Genomic DNA, 21,125 nt, shown 5'->3' with positions numbered 1-21,125 from the left:
GGCAACCGCTCAGCCAAACCGTTTCATCTGATCACTCTTCCTACGATCGGGGTACCCAGAGGCCACCTCCGTCCCTTCCGGGGCAAGCAGGAACACATTGGTGTCGACTCGGTGCATTCCACTGCTCAGCCCGAAGACGACACCGCTGGAGAAGTCCAGGATGCGCTTGGCGACGTCGGTGTCGGCGCTGGTGAGATCCAGCAGTACCGGGGTCCCCGCCATCAGGTGCTCGGCGACCTCGCGGGCATCCGCGAAGATCTGCACGCGCAGGACGACGAGCTGCCGTCGGCTCTCCTCCGGCTCCTCTTCGGGCAGGGCCCGGTGATCGGGCCATGACGGCCATGCGTGGTGGCCACGCAGCGGGACGACCTCGGCCAGTCCCTCCCACTGCGTATCGGTGGCCTCGGACCTGTTCACCGGATCACCCCTCCGGGGAACGTGCTGGCTATGAACATTCCGCAATTCTAGGGACAACCGGACCCGTTAGGCCGAATGACACGCGCCGGGTCCGTCCCGGGCGGCACGAGGGGGTTTCAGGACGGCGTGTCCGCCGCCGTGTGCTCCCGGGCGCCGTCGGCGAAGGCCCGTACCGGACGCGACCGCAAGGCCCTGTGCAGGCACAGCAGATGACGGATCTCGCGGTGCACGGTGGACGCGCTGGCGTGCACGTCCGGCAGCAGGTCCTTGTCGAGCTCGCAGTGGAGCTTGGGCGCGCCCGCCAGCGCGTCGCGCCGCGCGGCCTCGATCCAGCACGCCACGGCGAGGAGGCGCTCCCGGTCCTGACCACTGCGATCGTCGTGACCACTGCGGTCGCCGCCGGCATCTTCCCCGACGCACCCGGCCGCGTACTGCGAGGCCTGCTCCAGCAGCGCAGGCGAGGCCCATCCGTTGTGCAGGAAGGTGATGCTGTCGCGGATGTCGACGACCCGTTGATGGAGCCGCTCCCAGGTGTTGTCGAACGCCAGCAGGTCCAGGCCGCGCGACCCCGGGGGCGCCAGTACGAGCTCGGGCGTCGCCTGCCGGAGCAGCAGCCACAGGCCGCGGAGGCGCTGCCTGCGGTACCAGTAGGCGAACGCCCTCCTCAGCGGTTCGAGCGCGGCCAGCGAGCATCCGAGGGCGACGAGGACGAAGCGGGCGAAGGAGCACCAGAAGCCGACCAGCGCGAGCATCGACGGCGCGTGGGGGGTGAACCACCGGATGGCGCGGATCACCAGGTAGGGCAGTTCCGCGCTGGTGCCGACGGCGAGCGCCAGGACGCTCGTCCGCAGGGCCGGGCTGCGCATGGTGATGCCGTGCCGCCAGAAGACCGCGGCCGCCCCCGTTGCCGTGACCGCGCCATAGGCGATCCACGCCACCGCGTAACCGATCCACCAGCCGTGGGCCTGGGCCCCGAAGCGGTCGGGGGCAGGCGTGACGGCGAAGAAGGCGACGGCGAGTACGGCCATGGCGGCCGCGCTCACCACCGGGGCGCGGCGCAGCCGGGCGGGGGCGGCGTGGCCCGCGGAGTGCAGGGCCACCGCGAGCCACCAGACGGCCGCGAAGTCGGTGAGTGCCACCATGGTGACGGTGAGCTCGCCCGCCTTGGCGATGCCGGTCGCGCCGTCGATCCAGGGTCCCACCTGGGGCTGGATCGCCAACGACCCGGTCGCCAGGGCCAGCAGTACGTACCACAGGGGGCGTTGGCGCGGACGTCGCAGGGACGGTATGCGCAGGGCCAGGACGGCCAGGACGATGGAGAGAATGACCCCGCGCAGAGTCTCGACCCAGCCGGGGACGTCATGCACCGGCGGCTCCGAGCAGTTCCTCTGCCCGGCGCTCGACGGCACTGACCTTCCTCGGCCGCCGCTGGCCGGCGATCTTCAGGACCACGGACGCGAAGGTCTCGGCGAGTTCTTCTTCGGCGGCGTTGCACGCCTGGCCGTCCGAGCGCGGACCGGCTGCGGAATCGGCGGATCGCGCCCTGCCCGCCAGTTCCTCGGGCGGCACGCCGTGACCGGCGAGCATGTGGCAGATCTCGTGCAGGATGATGTGGTCCCGGTAATAACCGGCCGCCGACGAGCGGTAGAGGATGAAGTCGCATGCGCCGTCGTCGTACCAGACGCCCGAAGGCAGGGCGGGAAGGTCGACCGGGTGGAGCCGCAAGGGGCGTCCGCGCGTCTGCTCCAGCGCCTCACAGAGTTTTTCGATGTCCCACGGCTGCGGAAGTTCGGGGAGATGCGCGGCGAGCTCTTCGGCGATGGCCCATACCTGCTTGTTGGCCATGAGCGTAACCCTCTCCTGCGTCCGCGGGCACCGCCGGCTCATTGATCCCCGATGGGGTGCCAGGACGCATCTCGGCTGTCCGTGTGGTGGGCCGTGCCGCAGGCCGCATCTTCGGCCGCGCCATCGCCCAACGCTGCCGCGTCCACGCGATGACCTCCCCTCGGGCCTTTGCCTGCCGCAAGCAACTGTACATGCATGCGAAGGCCCCACAACCGGGTTGCCGACCACGTCACTTGGCTGCACGGGACCGGTACCGGGCGGTGGTGGAGGAGAACGTAAACTCCTGATCACAGGCTCATGCGGGCAGCGGACCATCCGCCATCACCGTGGAGAGAAACAGTGGGCGAAACAGTCGTGGGCGATTCCCGTTTGGCCATACGCGCGGCGCGCTTGTTCGACGGCGCTGCGATGCATCGCGGTCCGGTCATGGTGCTGGCCGAGCACGGACGGATCACGGACGTCGATCTCACCGGCGCGAACCCGCCGGAGGGCGTGGCGGTGACGGACCTGGGGGACGCCACTCTCCTGCCGGGCCTGGTGGACGCGCATTCCCATCTCGTCTTCGACCCGAACGGCAACGCCGAGCGGCAGATGGTCGACGATGACGACGCCACCGTTCTGGCCCGTATGCGCGAGCACGCCGCCCGCGCTCTGCATGCCGGAATCACCACGGTTCGCGACCTCGGTGACCGCGGATACCTCGCCCTGCGGCTGCGTGAGGAATATGAGGAACATGCCGCCGCCGAAGCCGATGCCGCCGTCGATGCCGGACCCGACGGCCTTTTGGGGCCGCAGATCGTGGCGGCCGGTCCTCCGCTCACCGGCAGCGGGGGGCACTGCTGGTATCTGGGCGGGGTGGCGGACGGGACCGAGGCCGCCGTGGCCGCCGTGCGGGAGCGGGCTCGCCATGGGGTGGACCTGGTGAAGATCATGGCGACGGGGGGCATGTCCACCACCGGTTCGAATCCCGGAGGGTCGCAGTACAGCCCGGCGGAACTGCGGGCCGTCACGGACGCGGCCCACCGGCTGGGCCTTCCCGTCACCGCGCACGCGCACGGTGCGGCCGGCATTGCGGATGCCGTCGCGGCCGGTGCCGACGGCATCGAGCACTGCACGTTCATGACGCCGTCGGGCGTGAAAGCCGACCTCGCGACCATCGACGCCATGGCCGCCGCCGGGACGTACGTCGGCGCCACAGTCGTCAAGCCGCGGGAAGGGATGCCCGCGGAGGTGCTGCAGACCATCGAGCCCTACTGGGAGAACCAGGCGCTGATGTGGCGGCGGGGCGTGCGGGTGGTGTGCTGTACGGATGCCGGGATCAACGCGTACAAGCCGCATGACGTGCTGCCTCTCGACGTGGCGTACTTCGCCGGGCAGGTCGGTACGAACAGCTCGGCGCTGGCGTCGGTGACGTCGCTGGCCGCCGAGTCGTGCGGGCTCGGGGCCAGCAAGGGGCGGGTGGCCCGCGGCCATGACGCCGATCTGCTCGCCGTGCGGGGCGATCCGGTGCACGACCTCGGCGCCTTGCGGCAGGTGTGTGCGGTGTACCGGGCGGGGCGGGTCGTACGGACGGCCTTCCGCTGACCCGACCCCCGCTCGTCTCCCCCGGTCAGGGCCGGAAGGCGCGGCGCGCGGCCCGGCGCCAGCGGTTCGCCGGGAGGGCGGGGTGCAGGGCCGCGAGCGCTCCGCAGTATTTGGTGAACACGGCGGGGCGCAGCCCGGCGTCGTGCAATATCCGGTCGGCGTCGGTGAGATGGCCGGCCGACTTCGTCTCGACCAGGACTAGACCGGTGTCGCACCGCACGGTCCGCACCGCCCGAAGGTCGTCGCAGACCAGCCCCACGTCGCAGGTGATGCGTTCGCCGTCGGCCACCAGGGTCGTCCGCAGGTAGTCCGTGCTGAGCGAGGGGCGCAGCTCGGCGGGCGCGTCGATGCCGTAGGACCGGTGCAGGGTCTCGGCGAGGAAGGCCCGGTGCGGGGCGTCGAGCGGGGTGTCCTTGCCGGTCAGGGGGCGGCGGTGCTTGACGGTGTCGCCGCGCCGCCCCTTGAGCTTGATCTCGAACTGCCGCTCCCCCGAGTCCTGGTACACCCGCTCGCGGATCTTGAAGCGGAGCCGGCGGCCCTGCCGGTGGTCGTGGAAGGAGCGGAGGCCGGGGGTGTCGTAGTAGACGGAGTGGTATCGGAAGGCGCGGCGGCCGTCGATGGTCAGCACCCGGAACGGGCCGTCGGGGCGCCCGGGTGCGGTCAGTCTCGCGGCCATGTCGAGGAACACGGGGACGGGCACGAGGTAGCTGCGGTCGAAGCGGGCGAGCAGCTCGGCCCGTTCGTTGACCTCCGCGAGGGAGATGGCACCGGCGGCGTGCACGGCCTGTCCGACGGCCCGGGCGGCGGGCGAGGCAAGGGGCGCCTGCGCGGTCGTCACGCCGACTCCCAGGCGGGCGCGGTCCGGCGCACGGCTGCGTCGTCGGGGACGCGGCGCACGGTGACGCCCGGTTCGGGCTCGCGGTAGCGCACGTCGACGACCGAGAGATCGCGGACGTAGTCGACTTCCATGACGGTCCAGTGCAGCGGCTCGCCCAGCCGCCGGGCCAGGTCGGCGCGGAGTGCGGCGGGGTCGCCGTGCACGGTGTCGAGGGTGACGATCGTCCGGCGCGAACGGGCCAGGAGCCGGGGGCTGTCGGCGGCCCAGACCACGAGGAGCAGGGCGGCGCTCAGCCCGGCCTTGAGCGAGAACGCCAGGTGCGGCAGACCGCAGACGAGGCCGAGCACCAGCGTGGTGAAGTAGTACGCGACTTCTTCGTGCTGGACGGCGTCGGACCGCAGCCGGACGATCGACAGCACTCCGAAGAGCCCGAACCCGAGCGCCGCACCGCCGCTGCCGCCCACCTGGGCGAGGGCGGCGACAACGGTGAACAGCCCGGCGTTCAGCGCGAGATAGGCCGGTACGAGGTCGCGGCGGCGGTGCCGCGGATAGTAGATGGCGAAGGTCAGCAGGCAGACGGCGGTGAGGTCGAGCGCCAAGTGGGCTGCGATGTGCCGTAATGCGTCCATGATTTCGCTCTCTGTGAGTAGCGGAGGGATCACAGACGATAGGTAAACAGCAGGCGAACATGCATCCGCTTGTGGAGAAACGATGCGCCTCCTTGACGCGCCCTCTTGACAATCCTCGCTAGGCGCGTCCCGCGGCCATGTCCATCAGCCGGGCCAGCACCCGTCCGCCCGAGGCGCCGATGCCGTCGTGCTCCCACTCGTTGGTGACCCATGTCCGCACCGCGCCGACCTCCCGTGCGGTGCGCAGGGAGAGCCCGGCGTCGACGTACATGTCGTCGTGGTAGACGACCGCCGCGACCGGCACCCGGTTGGCGGCGAGGCGGCGCGGGTCGTACAGCGGCTGCCAGGCGTCCGAGTGCGCGAGCAGCTCGGCGGCCTCGGCGAAGGGGCGCAGGCCCGCGATGTCCCGGAACATCCAGGGGTAGATCATCTCGCCGGTGAGCATCAGCGGGTCCGCGTCGTCGGCGAACTCCGGGAGGTCCGCCATCGCCCGGGACGCCGCCCATGCCGTGGGCGCCCCGCCCTGCCCGTAGATCGTCTCCTGGAGCACGGCGTACAGCGGGTTCTCCCGGAAGCCGGTCAGGTTCGCCGTCTGGTGGAGGAAGACGTCGGACGGCTCACCGTCGGCGTCGAGGGCCTCGTCGAGGAGCCAGTGCAGGCGCTCGAAGCCGTCGCCCATGCCGAGGGCCAGGCCGAGGGCGCGCAGCCGGCGGACGGTGAGCCGGTCGCCGTCCGGAAGGCGGACGTCACCGGCGCCGAGCAGGTCGGCGATGCGGCGCAGCCGGGGCGCGTCGTCCGGGTACCGGTCGTAGAACTCCAGGACCCGGTCCCGGACGCGGGGGTAGGTGCGGGCGTAGACCTCGTCGGCGGTCGCGCTCAGTCCGGGCAGGCCGCCCGCCACATAGCAGGACCGCAGCCCCTCCGGCGCCCGGGAGAGGTAGGTGAGGGTGAGGAAGCCGCCGTAGCTCTGGCCGAGCGTCTCCCAGGGCTCGTCGCCGCACAGGGCGCGGCGTATCAGCTCGGCGTCCTCGACTATCGAGTCCGCCCGGAAGTGGGCCAGGTACGCGGCGAGCCGGCCGGGGTCGGCGCAGCGGGCGGCGGTGCGGGCGGTGACGGGGGTGGAGCGCCCGGTGCCGCGCTGGTCGAGCAGCAGCACGCGGTGGGTCTTGAGGGCGTGGTCCAGCCAGCCGGGGGAACCGGCGGACGGCCGGGGCGACTTGCCGCCCGGACCGCCCTGCAAGTAGAGCAGCCAGGGCAGCGGCTCGCCCGCCCGGGCCGGGTCGGCGACCTCGCGGGCGAAGACCTCGATGCGGGGTCCGCCGGGCGAGGAGTGGTCCAGGGGTACGTCGAAGACGTGGTCGACGGTCGCGTAGGCCGGGTTCATGGGTTCAGGACTCTCTTTCGCTGCCCTTGGCCCACAGGGAGCGCACGTGGCCGAGGTGCCGTGCCATGCACTTCTCGGCGCCTTCGGCGTCGCCCGCGAGCATCAGGTCGAGGAGCTCGAGGTGCTCCTCGGCGGAGGGGATGAGTTCGCCGCGCCGGTCGAGGGCGGTCAGCCCGTACAGGCGCGAGCGCTTGCGCAGGTCACCGACGGTCTCGACGAGGCGTTCGTTGCCGGAGAAGGCCAGCAGGGTGAGGTGGAACTGCCGGTCGGCCTCCAGGTAGCCGATGAGGTCGTGCTCGCGCGCGGCGCGCACGATCTCCTCGGCGACCGGGCGGAGCGCTTCGAGGTCCTCGCGGGCCGCGGTGCGCGTGACGTGTCCGGTCGTGGGCACCTCGATCAGCGTGCGGATCTCGGTGTACTGGTCCAGGTCGCGCTCGTTGACCTCGGTCACCCGGAAGCCCTTGTTGCGGACCGGCTCGACCAGGCCCTCGCGGGCGAGGTCGAGCATGGCCTCGCGGACCGGGGTCGCGGAGATGCCGAAGTCCTCCGCGAGCACCGGCGCGGAGTAGACCTGGCCGGGGCGGAGTTCACCGGAGATGAGCGCGGCTCTCAGGGCATGGGCGACCTGGTCGCGCAGCCGCTCCGTGGCGGTGATGAGATTGCGCTGCTGGAGGTGGCCCATGGTGTCCCCTGTGTCCCTTTCGTCGCCGTGCGGCAGCCGGGTGCGGCAGCCGCGTCGGCAGCGGCGTTCACACCGTGCACCACGGCTGGTCCGTACTTGGCTGGATCAACGAGCGTACGTGGTCACGGAGCGCTCATGGGGCCAGGGTGTAGGTGCGGCTGGAGGTGTAGAAGTCCAGCGCCGCCCGGCCCTGTTCGCGGGGCCCGTGTCCGGACGCCTTGGTGCCGCCGAAGGGCAGGTGGAAGTCGACGCCGGTGGACGGGGCGTTGATGCGGATCATGCCGGTGTCGAGCCGGTCGAGACCGTGCAGCGCCGCTTCGAGTCCGGCCGTGTGCACCGAGGTGACCAGGCCGTACGGGACCGCGTTGCTGATCCGTACGGCGTGCGGCAGATCGTCGGCGTGCAGCAGGGCGGCGACCGGAGCGAACACCTCCTCGGTGAGCAGCCGGTGCCCGGCCGGCAGCTTTTCGACGATCGTGGGGGCCGCGTACCAGCCGGGGCCGTCCGCGGCGGTGCCCGCGGCGAGCACGCAGGCCCCGTCCAGGGCTTCGGCGGCCCGGTCGCGGGCCGGGCCGGAGATGAGGGGGCCGCACACGGTGGCCGGGTCGGCGGGGTTGCCCACGGGCAGGGCGCGCAGCGCCTCCGCGAGGGCTTCGCGCAGGGGCTCATGGGCGGCGCCTACGGCGATCACGCGGCTGGTGGCCGTGCACTTCTGCCCGGCGTACCCGGCGACGGCTGCGGCGATGTGCGCGGCTGCCCGCTCCATGTCGGCATCGGGCAGGACGATCGCCGCGTTGAGCCCGCCCGTCTCGGCCTGGACCGGGATGCCCCGGGCGGTGGCGGCGCGGGCGACCGCGTCACCGACGGCGGTGGAGCCGGTGAAGGAGACGACGTCGGCGGCCGAGACCAGGGCGCCGCCCTCGGTGGCGCCGCCGGGCACGAGGGCGAACACCCCGTCCGGCACCGCCTGCCGGACGAGCTCGGCGAGGCGCACGGCACAGGCGGTGGCCTCGGGCGCGGGCTTGAGGACGACCGTGTTGCCGGCCGCGAGGGCCGGTGCGGCCTTCCAGCTGGGGATGGCGAAGGGGAAGTTCCAGGGCGTGATCAGGCCCGCGACGCCGTGCGGGCGGCGGCGGGTCAGCAGCAGCCCGGGGCCGGCGGCCGTCTCGTGGACGGCGCCGGTGGGTTCGTAGGGGGCCTGGGCGTAGTAGCGCCAGATGGCGACGGTGCGGGCCACTTCGGCGCGGGCCTCGGAGGCCGGCTTGCCCACCTCGCGCACGGCGAGCGCGGCCAGTTCGTCGGCGGCGGCCTCGATCGCCCCGGCGATCGCCGAGAGCGCCGAGGAGCGGGCGGCCGCGCCCTGGTCCAGCCAGCCGGGCTGGGCGGCGCGGGCCCGCCCGACGGCGCCGGCGACGGCCGTGGGACCGGGCGCCGCGAACTCGGCGAGGACGTCGGAGGGGGCGGCCGGGTTGCGGGAGACGAAGGAGGTCTGGTCGGCGGTCACAGGAGGAAGCCTCCGGGGAAGGGGTCGTCCGGGTCGAGGAAGTACTGGGCTGTGCCCGTGATCCAGGCGCGGCCGGTGATGGTCGGCACCACGGCCGGCACCCCGCCGACCTCCGTCTCGCCGACCAGACGGCCGGTGAACCGGGTGCCGATGAAGGACTCGTTGACGAAGTCGCGGTCGAGCGGGAGCGCGCCGCGGGCGTGCAGCTGGGCCATGCGGGCGGAGGTTCCGGTGCCGCAGGGGGAACGGTCGAACCAGCCGGGGTGGATGGCCATGGCGTGCCGCGAGTGGTGCGCGTCCGAGCCGGGTGCGGCGAGGTAGACGTGCTTGACGCCGCTGATCTCGGGCTGCTCGGGGTGCACGGGCCGGTCGGGCGAGGCGTTGACAGCGTCCATGATCGCCAGGCCTGCGGCGAGGAGGTCGTCCTTGCGGGCACGGTCGAAGGGCAGGCCCAGGGCGTCGAGTTCGACGAAGGCGTAGAAGTTGCCGCCGAAGGCGAGGTCGTACGTCACCGTCCCCAGGCCCGGTACCTCCGCCTTGCGGTCGAGGCCGACGCAGAAGGAGGGCACGTTGGTGAGCGTGACGGCCTTGGCCGCGCCGTCCTCGACCTGTACGTCGACGGTGACCAGGCCGGCCGGGGTGTCGAGGCGCACGGTGGTGACCGGCTCGCTGACGGGCACCATGCCGGTCTCCACCAGGACGGTCGCGACGCCGATGGTGCCGTGCCCGCACATGGGAAGCAGCCCGGAGACCTCGATGTACAGGACCCCGTAGTCGGCGTCGGGCCTGGTGGGGGGCTGGAGGATCGCGCCGCTCATGGAGGCGTGGCCGCGCGGCTCGTACATCAGGAGCGTGCGCAGGTGGTCCAGATGCTCCATGAAGTGGAGCCGGCGCTCGGCCATGGTGGCGCCGGGTATGACGCCGACGCCACCGGTGATGACGCGCGTGGGCATGCCCTCGGTGTGCGAATCGACGGCATGGAAGACATGACGAGTGCGCACTGACGTCCTTTCGAAAGGGGGGCGGGCCGGAGGGTCAGTGGTGCCCGTCGGCGACGGCCTTCTCGGTGGCGGCGCGCACCGCGGCGGCCGTCTCGCCCGTGAGCGGGAAGCGCGGTGGGCGGGTGGGGCCGCCGGGGCGGCCGGCGATGTCCATGGAGAGCTTGATGGACTGCACGAACTCGGTCTTGGAGTCCCAGCGCAGCAGGGGGTGCAGCGACCGGTAGAGCGGCAGCGCCGTCGCCAGGTCGCCGGCGACCGCGGCGCGGTAGAGCTCGGCGCAGCTGGCCGGGAAGGCGTTGGGGTAGCCCGCGATCCAGCCGACGGCGCCGGCGGTGGCGAGCTCCAGCAGGACGTCGTCCGCGCCGATCAGCAGGTCGAGTTCGGGGGCGAGTTCGGCGATCTCGTAGGCGCGCCGGACGTCGCCGCTGAACTCCTTGACGGCCACGATGCTGCCCTCGGCGTGCAGCCGGGCCAGCAGGCCGGGGGAAAGGTCGACCCTGGTGTCGAAGGGGTTGTTGTAGGCGACGACGGGCAGCCCGGCCTCGGCGACCTCGGTGTAGTGGGCGCGTACGGCCTGCTCGTCGGCGCGGTAGGCGTTGGGCGGCAGCAGCAGGACGGAGCCGCAGCCGGCCTCGGCGGCCTGCTCGGCCCAGCGGCGGGCCTCGGCGCTGCCGTAGGCGGCGACGCCGGGCATCACCCGCGCCCCGTCGCCCGCCGCTTCGACGGCGGTGTGCACCACCCGGGCGCGCTCCTCCGCGGTGAGGGTCTGGTACTCGCCGAGGGAGCCGTTGGGCACGACTCCGTCGCAGCCGTTGTCGATCAGCCAGCGGACGTGGTCGGCGTAGGCGTCGTAGTCCACGGAGAGGTCGTCGCGCAGCGGCAGCGCGGTGGCGACCATGATGCCGCGCCAGGGTCGGTCGGTGGTCCAGGTGTTGGCGGTCATGCCGGTGGCCCTTCTTTGATGGGGTGGGTCAGGACGGGTCGGTTTCGGCGGGCAGTTCGGCGAGGACGCCGAGCGGTACGGGCACGGCGAGCGGCCGGCGCTCGGGGGACGGCGGTACGGTCCCCTCCGCCGTGCCGGAGGCGGCGAGGCAGGCCACGGCGGCTGTGCACATCCGGCCCTGGCACCAGCCCATGCCGGCCCGGGTGAGGAGCTTGACGGTCCGGGCGTCCCGGGCGCCGAAGTCGGTGACGGCCTCGCGGATCCGGCCCGCGGTCACCTCCTCGCAGCGGCAGACGTCGGTGTCGTCGTCGAGCCAGGCCGTCCAGCCGGGGCCGGGCGCGTGGGCGGCGGCCATGGCGTCGGCGAAGGCGCGCATCCGGTCGCGGCGCCGGGCCAGGTCCCGTACGCGGCGGCTCGTGGTGAGGGCGGGGAGGGCGCGCAGCCGGGCGGCCACCGCGATGCCCGCCAGCTCGCCCTCGACGCGGGCGAGCTTCCAGCCGCCGGTCCCGCCGGTCTCGCCCGCGGCCCACAGGCCGGGCACCGAGGTCTCCTGGAGGTCGTCGAGGACGAGGGCGTGCGTCCCGTCCAGAGTGCGGCGGGTGGTGCAGCCCAGTCCCGTGGCGAGCTCGATCTGCGGTGTCAGCCCGTGTCCCACGGCCAGCGCGTCGCAGGCGATGCGGCGGCCGGTGCCCGGCACGGGCCGCCAGCTCCGGTCGAGCCGGGAGACCGTGACGGCCTCCACCCGGTCGGTGCCGTGCACCTGGGTGACCGCGCTGCCGGTGCGCAGCGGGACGCGGTGGCGCAGCAACGCCGCGCCGTGGACCGCGGCTTCGACCGCCTTGTGCGGGTTGACGGCGAGGGCGCGCGGGTGGCGGGCGTAGCCGAGGTAGCCGGACGCCTCGACCACCGCGGGGACCTGAGCGCCCGCGGTGACGAGCGAGGAGGCGGCGGCGAGCAGGAGCGGGCCGCTGCCCGCGACGACGACCCGCTGCCCGGGCAGCACGAGCCCGGACTTGAGCATGGCCTGGGCGCCGCCGGCCCCGATGACACCGGGCAGGGTCCAGCCGGGGAAGGGCAGTTGGCGCTCGCAGGCCCCGGTGGCGAGCAGGACCGTGCGGGCCCGCAGGCGTACGGGGTGCTTGCCGTCGCCGTCGGCTCCGGTCAGGGCGTGTACGTCCCACAGTCCGTCGCCTTGGCGGGTGACGGTCCACACGTGGTGGTGGGCGAGGTGAGCGACCCCGCTGGCCTCCAGGCGCCGGCGCAGCTCCGCGAAAGCGGACCAGTCGTGGTGCAGGGCCTGCGGCCGTGCGGCGCGCAGGGCCGGGTCGGGGTGGCGGAAGTACTGGCCGCCGGTCTGCCCGGCGGAATCCAGGAGGGCGACGGACAGGCCGAGTTCGCGGGCGGTGACGGCTCCGGCGAGGCCGGCCGGGCCCGCGCCGATCACCGCGAGGTCGTACGGCTCAGACGGCGAGCTCGGCATGGCCGTGTCCCTCCTGGGTGGTGATCACGTCTCCGGGCCGGGCGGGCACCAGGCAGGCCCGGCGGTTGCGCTCCCCGTTGACGGTGGCGAGGCAGTCGAAGCACTGCCCGATGCCGCAGAAGGCGCCGCGCGGGCGGCCGCCGTGCCGGGTGGTGCGCCAGGCGAGGATGCCCGCGCCCCACAGAGCGGCGGCGACGGACTGGCCGGGCAGGGCGGTGACCGTACGACCGTCGAAGGTGATCTCGAAGGGCGGGCCGGGCTCCGCCCTGACCAGGCCGGCGGGGGTACGGGCCACTGCGGGCCTCCTCTCGTGGGGGTTCGGGCGTCTTTGGGGTTCAGGCGTCTTTGGGTTCAGGCGTCTTTGGGTTCAGGCGGCCGGCGTGAAGCGGCCGGGGCAGAACGGGCTGATGTCGAGCGGTGGTTCGCCGCCCGTCAGCAGCCGGGCGACGGCGAGGCCGGTGGCCGGGGCGAGGCCGATCCCCGCGCCCTCGTGGCCGCAGGCGTGCAGCAGTCCGGGCACGCGGGGGTCGGAGCCGATGGCGGGCAGGTGGTCGGGCAGGTACGGGCGGAAGCCGGCGTACGTACGCATGGCCCGGACTCCGGCCAGCACCGGGAAGAGCGCGGTGGCCTGGGCGGCGAGGTGGCGGAGCACCTCCGTCGACAGCGTGCGGTCGAAGCCGACCCGTTCGCGGCTGGCGCCGATCAGCACCGGGCCCGCCGGGGTGCCCTCGACCACCGCGGAGGTCTGCAGCGCCGCCGAACCGCTGGCCACATCGGCGACGTAGTCCGCCGCGTAGACCTTGCGCCGCACCACGCGCGGCAGCGGTTCGGTGACGAGGACGAAGCCGCGGCGGGGCAGTACGGGCAGGTGCGCCCCTGCGAGGCGGGCCACCTCGCCGCTCCAGGTGCCGGCCGCGTTGACCACGTACGGGGCGTGCAGCTCCCCGGCCGGGGTGCGCACGCCCCGCACCTCGCCGCTCGCGCCGGTGAGGACGGCGGTGACCTCCTCACCGGTGCGCACCCGGGCTCCCGAGGCGTGCAGCAGGTGGGCCGTGGCGAGGGCGGGCTGGACCTGGGCGTCCTGCGGGTAGTGGAAGCCGCCCCCGAGCCCGGGGGCCAGGTGCGGCTCCAGGTCGGACAGCCGGTCGGCGGATATCTCCTCCGCCGTGACGCCGGCCTCGGCCTGGTGGGCCGCGAATTCCCGCAGTGCGGCCATGGCCGTGGCGTCGGAGGCGACGACCAGGCCGCCCTTGGCCTCGTACTCGATGTGCGCCGGGAGTTCTTGGGCCAGCTCCTGCCACAGCCGGGTGGAGTGCAGGGCCAGTTCGAGCTCGGGGCCGGGTTCCTTGTCGGAGACCAGGAGGTTGCCCTCGCCGGCACCCGTGGTCCCGCCGGCGACGGGACCACGGTCGATCACGGTGACGGAGAGGCCGGAGCGGGCGGCATAGTAGGCGCACGCGGCGCCGACCACACCCGCTCCGACGACGATGACGTCCGAGGAGTTGCTCTTGGGCACGTCAGTAATATTTCACATTGCACTGCATGCTGCCAAGAGGCTGGTCCAGACCTGATCGCCCCGAACTTGGCTCAGCTTTCGCGGAGTTCACCCATCCACGCCTCGATCGCGTCGGGCGTGCGCGGCAGCGCCCCCGACATCAGGCGTGCCCCGTCGGCGGTGACGACCAGGTCGTCCTCGATCCGCACGCCGATGCCGCGGAGTTCGGCCGGCAGCGTCTCGTCGTCGGGCTGGAGGTAGAGCCCGGGCTCCACGGTGAGCACCTGCCCATCCTCCAGGACGCCGTCGAGGTAGGCCTCCGCCCGCGCCCGGGCGCAGTCGTGGACGTCCAGGCCGAGCATGTGGCCACTGCTGCACAGGGTGTACCGGCGGTGGAAGTCCCCCTCGGCGCTGCCGAGCACCCCCCACTCGGCGAGCCCCTCGGCGATGACCTGCATGCAGGCCCGGTGGAAGTCGCGGAAGCTCGCCCCCGGTTTGACGGCGGCCATGCCCGCCTCCTGGGCGGCGAGGACGAGTTCGTAGACCTGCCGCTGGACGGGCGAGAAGCGCCCGGACAGCGGCAGGGTCCGGGTGACGTCGGCGGTGTAGAGGGTGTCCGTCTCCACGCCGGCGTCAAGCAGGAGGAGTTCGCCGGGGTTCAAGCGGCCGTCGTTGCGTATCCAGTGCAGGACGCACGCGTGCGCGCCGGAGGCGGCGATGGTCTCGTAGCCGGTGCCGTTGCCCTCCGCCCGGGCGCGCAGGCCGAAGACGCCCTCGATCCACCGCTCGCCGCGCGGGTGGGCGAGGGCGCGGGGCAGCGCCCGTACGACGTCCTCGAACCCCGCGACGGTGTGATCCACGGCCAGCTGCAGCTGCCCGACCTCCCAGGCGTCCTTGACCAGCCGCAGCTCGCTGAGGGCGGCGGCGAGCTCGGCGTCCTGGGCGGCGTCGCGGCCGGGGGGCAGCTCAGCGCGGGCGTCGAGGTGTGCGCAGCGGATGCCGGTCATACGCTCGGCCTCGGCGAGGTCCGGGCGTCGGCCGACCCAGAACTCGCCGTAGCGGCGGTCCCGGTAGAACTCCTCGCCGACGCGCGGAGAGCGCGGCCGCACGTACAGGACCGCCTCGTGCCGGTGCAGTCCGTCCGGCTCCAGGACCAGCACGTGACCGGCCTGCTCCTCGCCGGTCAGCCCGGTCAGCCAGGCGTAGGCGCTGTGCGGGCGGAAGCGGTGGTCGCAGTCGTTGGAGCGGACCTTGAGCTCCCCCGCCGGGACGATCAGCCGCTCGCCCGGGAAGAGCGCGGACAGCTTCGCGCGGCGCCCGGCGGCGAGGTCCGCCACCGGCAGCCGGAGGTCGCCGGGGAGCGGGCTCGCCGCCCAGCCGCCCGCCATGAACGCCTCGAACTCCGGCGATACCGGCAGGTCGTGACTTACCGTCCGAATTGCGGCGGCTGCGGGTTCCTTCACGGGGCTCCTCCTCGGACACAGGTGGATAACGGAGCTGCTGACATCTTGTCAGTGCAATTTCACATTACTATGTTACGGGTCACATTTCAGCCACGCTCGGCTGTTCGACTGTTCACGGAGTGACCACTGATGAACAAGCGCACCTGTACTGCCATTGCCGCCGTTCTGACGGCCACCTTCGCCTTGGGAGCGGCAGGTTGCTCCGGCGGGAAGCCAGCGGCCGGCGGGAAGAACGGCGGCAAGAACCCAGCCGCCGCCAACGTGGGTGCGTCGATCGGCGGCACTCCGGTCAAGGGCGGCACCCTGACGGTCCTGTCCAACCAGGACTTCACCCACCTCGATCCTGCCCGCAACTGGGTCATGAGCGACATGGACTTCGGGACCAGGCTGCTCTACCGCACCTTGGTGACGTACAAGGCCGCACCCGGAACGCAGGGCGGCCAGCTGGTGCCCGACCTCGCCACCGACCTCGGCACCCCCTCGAACGGCGCGAAGACGTGGACGTTCCACCTCAAACAGGGCGTGAAGTACGAGGACGGCTCACCCGTGACCGCGCAGGACGTCAAGTACAACGTGGAGCGGTCCTTCTCCCCCGACCTGCCCGGCGGCTCCGACTACGCGGCCCGCTACCTCGCCGGCGCCGATGGCTACCAGGGCCCCGCCCAGGGCAAGCACCTGGACTCGGTCCAGACGCCGGACGACCACACCATCGTCTTCGAACTGCGCAAGCCCTTCGCCGAGTTTCCCAACGCCACGGTGATGCCCACCTTCGCTCCCGTGCCGCAGTCCCAGGACAAGGGCCCGCAGTTCGACAACCGGCCGTTCTCCTCCGGCCCGTACAAGGTCGACTCGTACGACCGGGGCAAGAAGCTGGTGCTGGTCCGCAACGACAAGTGGGACCCGAAGACGGACGAGGTCCGCAAGGCCTACCCGGACAAGCTGGTCGTCGTCATGGGGCTCAAGGCGAACCAGATCGACGACCGCATGATCGCCAGCCAGGGCGCCGACGCCTCCGCCGTCCCCTGGTTCGCCCTGCGGCCGGAGAGCGCGGCCAAGGTGCTGCCCAGCGCCGAGGTGCGCTCGCGGCTCCTCGCCGAGTCCCAGAACTGCACGGACATGGTCCAGATGCACACCGGCCGGGCCCCCTTCGACGACGTCAAGGTGCGCCAGGCCGTGCAGTACGCCCTCGACAAGGACGCCGTCCTGACCGCCTCCGGCGGCCCCGCCTTCAACGACCTGTCGACCTCCTACATGCCGGCCTCGCTCTTTGGCGGCAAGCAGCCCGACACCCTGAAGATCTCCGCCTCCGGTGACGTCGAGAAGGCCAAGCAGCTCTTGAAGGAGGCCGGGAAGCCGGACGGCTTCTCCACCAGGATCACGGTCTCCGCCGGCGACAAGGGCCGGGCCGAGGCGATCCAGCAGTCGCTCGGCAAGGCCGGCATCAAGGTCACCATCGAGACCGTGGACCCGTCGGCGTTCTACGCCACCATCGGCGACACCAAGAACCGCACCGACATGGTGTACACGGGCTGGTGCCCCGACTACCCCTCCGGCTCCACCTTCCTGCCCTTCGTCTTCGACGGCCGCTACATCAAGGAGAAGGGCAACTCCGGCAACCACTCGCTCTTCCGCGACGAGGCGACCATGAAGCGGATGGACGAGATCGCCGCCATGACCGACACCAAGCAGGCCGCCCAGGCGTGGCAGCAGCTGGACGGCGACATCCTCGCCAAGGCCCCGACCGTCCCCGTGCTGACCCGGCGGTGGCCGCTGGTCCTCGGCACCAACATCGCCGGCGCCTACGGGCACAACTCCTTCGGCGGCCAGCTCGACTACGCGACGGTGGGTCTCAAGGACCCCGCGAAGAGCCAGGGCTGAGGGCCGGACCGCCATGACCGCCCTCTCCCCCTCCGCGCCGGCCGTCCCCGCGGGCAGCGGCCCCTGGCAGCTCGCCCGCGCGGAACTGCGCCGCCGCGCCTCCGTGAAGATCTCCCTCGCCGTCGTCGCCCTCTTCCTGCTCATGGCGGCCGGGGCCCCGCTGCTGAGCTCGCTCGGCGGCTGGTCGCCCGAGGAGTTCGACAAGTCCGCCGTAGACCCCTACCTCGGCGGCCAGCCCATCGGCCCGCTCGGCGGCATCTCCGCCGACCACTGGCTCGGCGTGGAACCCGTCACCGGCCGCGACCTGTTCGCCCGCGTCGTGCACGGCGCCCAGGTCTCGCTGCTGATCGCCCTGACCGCCACCGCCATCGTCGTCCTCGCGGGAACGGCGGCCGGCATCGCCGCGGGCTACTTCGGCGGCCGCACCGACGCCGCGCTCTCCCGGCTGATGGACGTCACGATGTCCTTCCCCTCCCTCATCTTCATGATCGCGATGATGTCGGTGGCGAAGGACGTCAACCGGGTCCTGCTGATGACCGCCGTCATCGGGCTGTTCGGCTGGCCCGGCGTCGCCCGGGTCGTCCGCGGCCAGACCCTCTCGCTCAAGCACCGCGAGTACGTCGACGCCGCCCGCGTCGGCGGCTCCGGGCCCTGGCGCATCCTCACCCGCGACATCCTCCCCGGCGTCTCCGGCCCCGTCATCGCCTACACCACCCTGATCATCCCCGGCATGATCGCCACCGAGGCGGCCCTGAGCTACCTGGGTGTCGGCGTCCGCCCGCCCACGCCCTCCTGGGGGCAGATGATCGCCGAGAGCGTCGCCTTCTACGACACGGACCCCATGTACTTCGTCATCCCGAGCACCTGCCTGTTCCTGACCGTCCTCGCCTTCACCCTGCTCGGCGACGCGCTGCGCGACGTGCTCGACCCGAGGAGCGGCCGCGCATGATCCTCTACATCGGCCGCCGGCTCCTCGGCGTCATCGGGGTGCTCATCGCCATCGCCGCCGTCACCTTCACCATCTTCTACGTCCTGCCCTCCGACCCCGCGGCCGCCGCCTGCGGCAAGTCGTGCAGCGTGGAGCGGCTGGCCGCGATCCGCACCCACATGGGCCTCGACCAGCCGCTGTGGCGGCAGTTCGCCGACTTCGTCACCGGCATCTTCACCGGCCGGACCATGGGCAGCGGCCAGTACACCCTGCACTGCGCCTTTCCCTGCTTCGGCTACTCGTACGAGAACTCCCAGCCCGTCTGGGACCTGCTGATGGACCGGCTGCCCGTCTCCGCCTCGCTCGCCGTGGGCGCGGCCGTGCTCTGGCTGCTGCTCGGCCTGAGCGCCGGGGTCACCGCGGCCCTGCGCAAGGACACCGTCACCGACCGCGTCCTGATGGTCGGCGCCGTCGCCGCCGCGTCGCTGCCGGTCTACTTCACCTCGATGATGCTCATCTACGGGCTCATACGGACGGCCGGCCTGCTGCCCTACCCGCAGTACGTCCCCTTCGGCCACGACCCCCTCCACTGGGCGTCGAACCTGCTGCTGCCGTGGCTGGCGCTGGCCGTGCTGTACGCCGCCATGTACGCGCGGCAGAGCCGCAGTTCGATGATCGAGACGATGGCGGAGCCGTACATCCGCACCGCCCGTGCCAAGGGGCTGCCGCGCCGCACCGTCGTCGTCAAGCACGGGCTGCGCGCCGGCATGACCCCCATCCTCACCATCTTCGGCATGGACCTGGGCGGACTGCTGGCGGGCGCGGTCATCACCGAGTCCATCTTCGGACTCCCGGGCATCGGACGGCTCTTCTACGGCGCGCTGTCCACCGGCGACCAGCCGGTCGTCCTCGGCGTCACGCTGCTGGCCGCCACCTTCATCGTCGTCGCCAACCTGGCGGTCGACCTGCTCTACGCCGTCGTCGACCCGCGAGTGAGGTACTGATGACAGCCGACCGGGAACAACCCCTGCTGTCCGTCGAGGACCTCACGGTCACCTTCCCCACCAAGCGCGGCCCCGTACGGGCCGTGGACTCCCTCTCCTTCACGGTGCACCGCGGGCAGACCCTCGGCATCGTCGGCGAGTCCGGCTCCGGCAAGTCCGTGACCTCCCTCGCGGTGATGGGCCTGCACACCGGCGCGGAGGTCACCGGCTCCATCGCCCTCGACGGCCGCGAGCTGACCGGCCTGCCCGAGCGCGAGCTGGGCCGGCTGCGCGGCCGCCGCATGGCGATGATCTTCCAGGACCCGCTCTCCAGCCTGCACCCCTACTACACGGTCGGCGAACAGATCGCCGAGCACCACCGCGTCCACTTCGGCTCCCGCCGCGCGGCGGCCCGCAAGCGAGCGGTCGAGATGCTCGGCGAGGTGGGCATCCCCGAGCCCGCGCGGCGCGTGGGCGAGTATCCGCACCAGTTCTCCGGCGGCATGCGCCAGCGCGTGATGATCGCCATGGCGCTCGCCTGCGAACCCGAACTGCTCATCGCCGACGAGCCCACCACCGCCCTCGACGTCACCGTCCAGGCCCAGATCCTGGAGCTGATCGCCCGGCTCCAGGAGGAGCGCGGACTCGCCGTCGTGATGATCACGCACGATCTCGGCGTCGTGGCCCGCGTCGCCAGGGACGTGCTGGTGATGTACGGCGGCCGGGCAGCCGAACAGGCGCCGGTGGACGCCCTCTTCGCCGGCCCGGCACACCCCTACACCCGCGGCCTGCTCGACTCCCTGCCCCGTCTCGACGACACCGACGACGCGCCCCTGCGCGCCATTCCCGGCAGCCCGCCCTCGCTGCTCACCCCCTCGCCGGGGTGCGCCTTCGCGCCGCGCTGCCCCCGGGCGGCCGCCGCTTCGACCGACGAGCAGGGGCGCTGCGAGGGGACCCGCCCCGAGCTCGTCCCGTCGAACGGGCACCTGGTCGCCTGCCACCTCTCCCTGCACACCGCTGCCCATGCCCGCGGAGGCACCCGATGACCGCGACCGCCGAACCCCTGCTGTCTGTCCGGGACGTGACGATGACCTTCCCGGGCAGGCGGGGCCGCTCGGCCCCCGTCCGGGCCGTCGACGGCGTCTCCTTTCACGTCGCCGCGGGCGAGACCCTGGGCCTGGTCGGGGAGTCCGGCTGCGGCAAATCCACCACCGGCCGCATGATCGTACGGCTCCTGGAGCCCACCGCCGGATCCGTTACCTACGACGGCCGGGACATCAGCCACCTGCGGCAGCGCGAACTCAAACCGCTCCGCCGGGAGCTGCAGATGGTCTTCCAGGACCCGCACTCCTCCCTCAATCCGCGCCAGACCGTGGCCCGCATCATCGCCGATCCGCTGCTGGTGCAGGGCAGTTCGGCGGCGGAGGCCCGCAAGCGGGCGGTGGAGCTGATGGAGCTGGTCGGGCTCATCCCCGAGCACATCGACCGCTATCCGCACGAGTTCTCCGGCGGGCAGGCCCAGCGCATCGGCATCGCCCGCTCGCTCGCCACCGGCCCGCGGCTGATCGTCGCCGACGAGCCGGTCTCGGCCCTCGACGTCTCCGTCCAGGCCCAGATCGTCAACCTGATGGAGCGGCTCCAGCGGGAGCTCGGCCTGGCCTATCTCTTCATCGCCCACGACCTGTCGGTGGTGAAGCGGGTGTGCGACCGGGTGGCGGTGATGTACCTGGGCCGGATCGTCGAAGTCGGCGACAAGGGGACGGTGTACGGCTCCCCCGCGCACCCCTATACGCGTGCCCTGCTGTCGGCCGTGCCGCTGCCGGATCCGGCAGCCGAGCGGACCCGCGAGCGGATCACGCTGCTCGGCGACCCGCCGAGCCCTGCGGCGCCCCCGCCCGGCTGTACGTTCCACCCGCGCTGTCCCAAGGCGCAGGAGATCTGCCGCAGCGAGGCCCCGCTGCTGCGGATCGCGTCGGCGGGCGAGGCACGGGAGGTGGCCTGCCACTTCCCGGAGGCGGCCTGAGCACCCGGGCACGCCGGTGCCCTGGATCCATGGGGGGATCCAGGGCAC

20 protein-coding genes are annotated in these 21,125 nt (G+C 72.5%); 6 read left to right on the top strand and 14 right to left on the bottom strand.

Annotated elements, in window-relative coordinates; all coding sequences use genetic code 11:
• Positions 1-9 precede the first annotated feature (9 nt).
• The 3 genes from FHS39_RS23080 to FHS39_RS23070 all read right to left on the bottom strand — a co-directional run bounded on the left by FHS39_RS23080 (position 10) and on the right by FHS39_RS23070 (position 2,262).
• Positions 10-417 (bottom strand): cell division protein SepF, encoded by a 408-nt coding sequence (locus tag FHS39_RS23080; protein ID WP_184351358.1) that lies wholly within the window; start codon positions 415-417, stop codon positions 10-12.
• 116 nt (positions 418-533) lie between these two features.
• Complete coding sequence (locus FHS39_RS23075; protein ID WP_221463132.1) at positions 534-1,784, bottom strand: DUF6545 domain-containing protein; 1,251 nt, start codon at positions 1,782-1,784, stop codon at positions 534-536.
• Positions 1,777-2,262 (bottom strand): hypothetical protein, encoded by a 486-nt coding sequence (locus FHS39_RS23070; RefSeq protein WP_184351357.1) that lies wholly within the window; start codon positions 2,260-2,262, stop codon positions 1,777-1,779. The genes FHS39_RS23075 and FHS39_RS23070 overlap by 8 nt, the downstream gene beginning before the upstream one ends.
• A gap of 408 nt (positions 2,263-2,670) precedes the next feature.
• On the opposite strand from FHS39_RS23070, the gene FHS39_RS23065 reads away from it, so the two are divergent.
• Positions 2,671-3,846 carry an amidohydrolase family protein gene (locus FHS39_RS23065; protein ID WP_246470426.1) on the top strand — a complete coding sequence of 392 codons (1,176 nt, stop codon included), beginning with the start codon at positions 2,671-2,673 and terminating at the stop codon, positions 3,844-3,846.
• 25 nt (positions 3,847-3,871) lie between these two features.
• Here the strand turns inward: FHS39_RS23065 and FHS39_RS23060 are convergent, their stop codons facing one another.
• The 11 genes from FHS39_RS23060 to FHS39_RS23010 form a co-directional block, all read right to left on the bottom strand.
• Complete coding sequence (locus FHS39_RS23060; RefSeq protein ID WP_343069703.1) at positions 3,872-4,684, bottom strand: polyphosphate polymerase domain-containing protein; 813 nt, start codon at positions 4,682-4,684, stop codon at positions 3,872-3,874.
• Entirely contained in the window at positions 4,681-5,313 is a 633-nt protein-coding gene (locus tag FHS39_RS23055) for a DUF4956 domain-containing protein (protein WP_184351355.1), read from the bottom strand. Before FHS39_RS23055 ends, FHS39_RS23060 begins: the two co-directional genes overlap by 4 nt.
• A gap of 118 nt (positions 5,314-5,431) precedes the next feature.
• Positions 5,432-6,697, bottom strand: coding sequence for an alpha/beta fold hydrolase (locus FHS39_RS23050; RefSeq protein WP_184351354.1), 1,266 nt, complete (start codon positions 6,695-6,697; stop codon positions 5,432-5,434).
• Between the two features lie 4 nt (positions 6,698-6,701).
• Positions 6,702-7,379, bottom strand: a complete 678-nt coding sequence (locus FHS39_RS23045) for a GntR family transcriptional regulator (protein WP_184351353.1) — start codon at positions 7,377-7,379, stop codon at positions 6,702-6,704.
• Between the two features lie 133 nt (positions 7,380-7,512).
• Positions 7,513-8,883, bottom strand: coding sequence for an aldehyde dehydrogenase family protein (locus tag FHS39_RS23040; RefSeq protein WP_184351352.1), 1,371 nt, complete (start codon positions 8,881-8,883; stop codon positions 7,513-7,515).
• Positions 8,880-9,884: a proline racemase family protein gene (locus FHS39_RS23035; protein ID WP_184351351.1), complete on the bottom strand. Its 1,005-nt coding sequence runs from the start codon at positions 9,882-9,884 to the stop codon at positions 8,880-8,882. The genes FHS39_RS23040 and FHS39_RS23035 overlap by 4 nt, the downstream gene beginning before the upstream one ends.
• A gap of 34 nt (positions 9,885-9,918) precedes the next feature.
• Complete coding sequence (locus FHS39_RS23030; RefSeq protein ID WP_184351350.1) at positions 9,919-10,827, bottom strand: dihydrodipicolinate synthase family protein; 909 nt, start codon at positions 10,825-10,827, stop codon at positions 9,919-9,921.
• Positions 10,828-10,855: 28 nt separating this feature from the next.
• Entirely contained in the window at positions 10,856-12,307 is a 1,452-nt protein-coding gene (locus FHS39_RS23025; RefSeq protein ID WP_184351349.1) for an FAD/NAD(P)-dependent oxidoreductase, read from the bottom strand.
• Entirely contained in the window at positions 12,288-12,602 is a 315-nt protein-coding gene (locus FHS39_RS23020) for a 2Fe-2S iron-sulfur cluster-binding protein (protein WP_184351348.1), read from the bottom strand. Before FHS39_RS23020 ends, FHS39_RS23025 begins: the two co-directional genes overlap by 20 nt.
• Positions 12,603-12,674: 72 nt before the next feature.
• Positions 12,675-13,823, bottom strand: coding sequence for an FAD-dependent oxidoreductase (locus tag FHS39_RS23015; RefSeq protein WP_184351347.1), 1,149 nt, complete (start codon positions 13,821-13,823; stop codon positions 12,675-12,677).
• A gap of 71 nt (positions 13,824-13,894) precedes the next feature.
• Positions 13,895-15,265 (bottom strand): aminopeptidase P family protein, encoded by a 1,371-nt coding sequence (locus FHS39_RS23010; protein ID WP_343069701.1) that lies wholly within the window; start codon positions 15,263-15,265, stop codon positions 13,895-13,897.
• A 129-nt stretch (positions 15,266-15,394) separates the two neighbouring features.
• Here FHS39_RS23010 and FHS39_RS23005 point away from each other — a divergent pair, with 129 nt between their 5' ends.
• From FHS39_RS23005 to FHS39_RS22985, 5 genes are read left to right on the top strand one after another with little or no spacing between them, the layout of a single operon-like run.
• Complete coding sequence (locus FHS39_RS23005; protein WP_184351346.1) at positions 15,395-17,143, top strand: ABC transporter substrate-binding protein; 1,749 nt, start codon at positions 15,395-15,397, stop codon at positions 17,141-17,143.
• A 13-nt stretch (positions 17,144-17,156) separates the two neighbouring features.
• The gene (locus FHS39_RS23000) at positions 17,157-18,092 is read left to right on the top strand and encodes an ABC transporter permease (RefSeq protein WP_184351345.1); all 936 of its coding nucleotides are present in this window, start codon (positions 17,157-17,159) and stop codon (positions 18,090-18,092) included.
• On the top strand, positions 18,089-19,075 hold the full coding sequence (locus FHS39_RS22995; RefSeq protein WP_184351344.1) for an ABC transporter permease: 987 nt from the start codon (positions 18,089-18,091) through the stop codon (positions 19,073-19,075). Before FHS39_RS23000 ends, FHS39_RS22995 begins: the two co-directional genes overlap by 4 nt.
• Complete coding sequence (locus FHS39_RS22990; protein ID WP_184351343.1) at positions 19,075-20,100, top strand: ABC transporter ATP-binding protein; 1,026 nt, start codon at positions 19,075-19,077, stop codon at positions 20,098-20,100. The genes FHS39_RS22995 and FHS39_RS22990 overlap by 1 nt, the downstream gene beginning before the upstream one ends.
• Positions 20,097-21,077, top strand: a complete 981-nt coding sequence (locus tag FHS39_RS22985; RefSeq protein WP_184351342.1) for an ABC transporter ATP-binding protein — start codon at positions 20,097-20,099, stop codon at positions 21,075-21,077. Before FHS39_RS22990 ends, FHS39_RS22985 begins: the two co-directional genes overlap by 4 nt.
• Positions 21,078-21,125 lie beyond the last annotated feature (48 nt).

This window comes from Streptomyces olivoverticillatus (assembly GCF_014203555.1).
GTDB classification, from domain to species: domain Bacteria; phylum Actinomycetota; class Actinomycetes; order Streptomycetales; family Streptomycetaceae; genus Streptomyces; species Streptomyces olivoverticillatus.
This window is presented reverse-complemented; position numbering and strand designations above follow the sequence as displayed.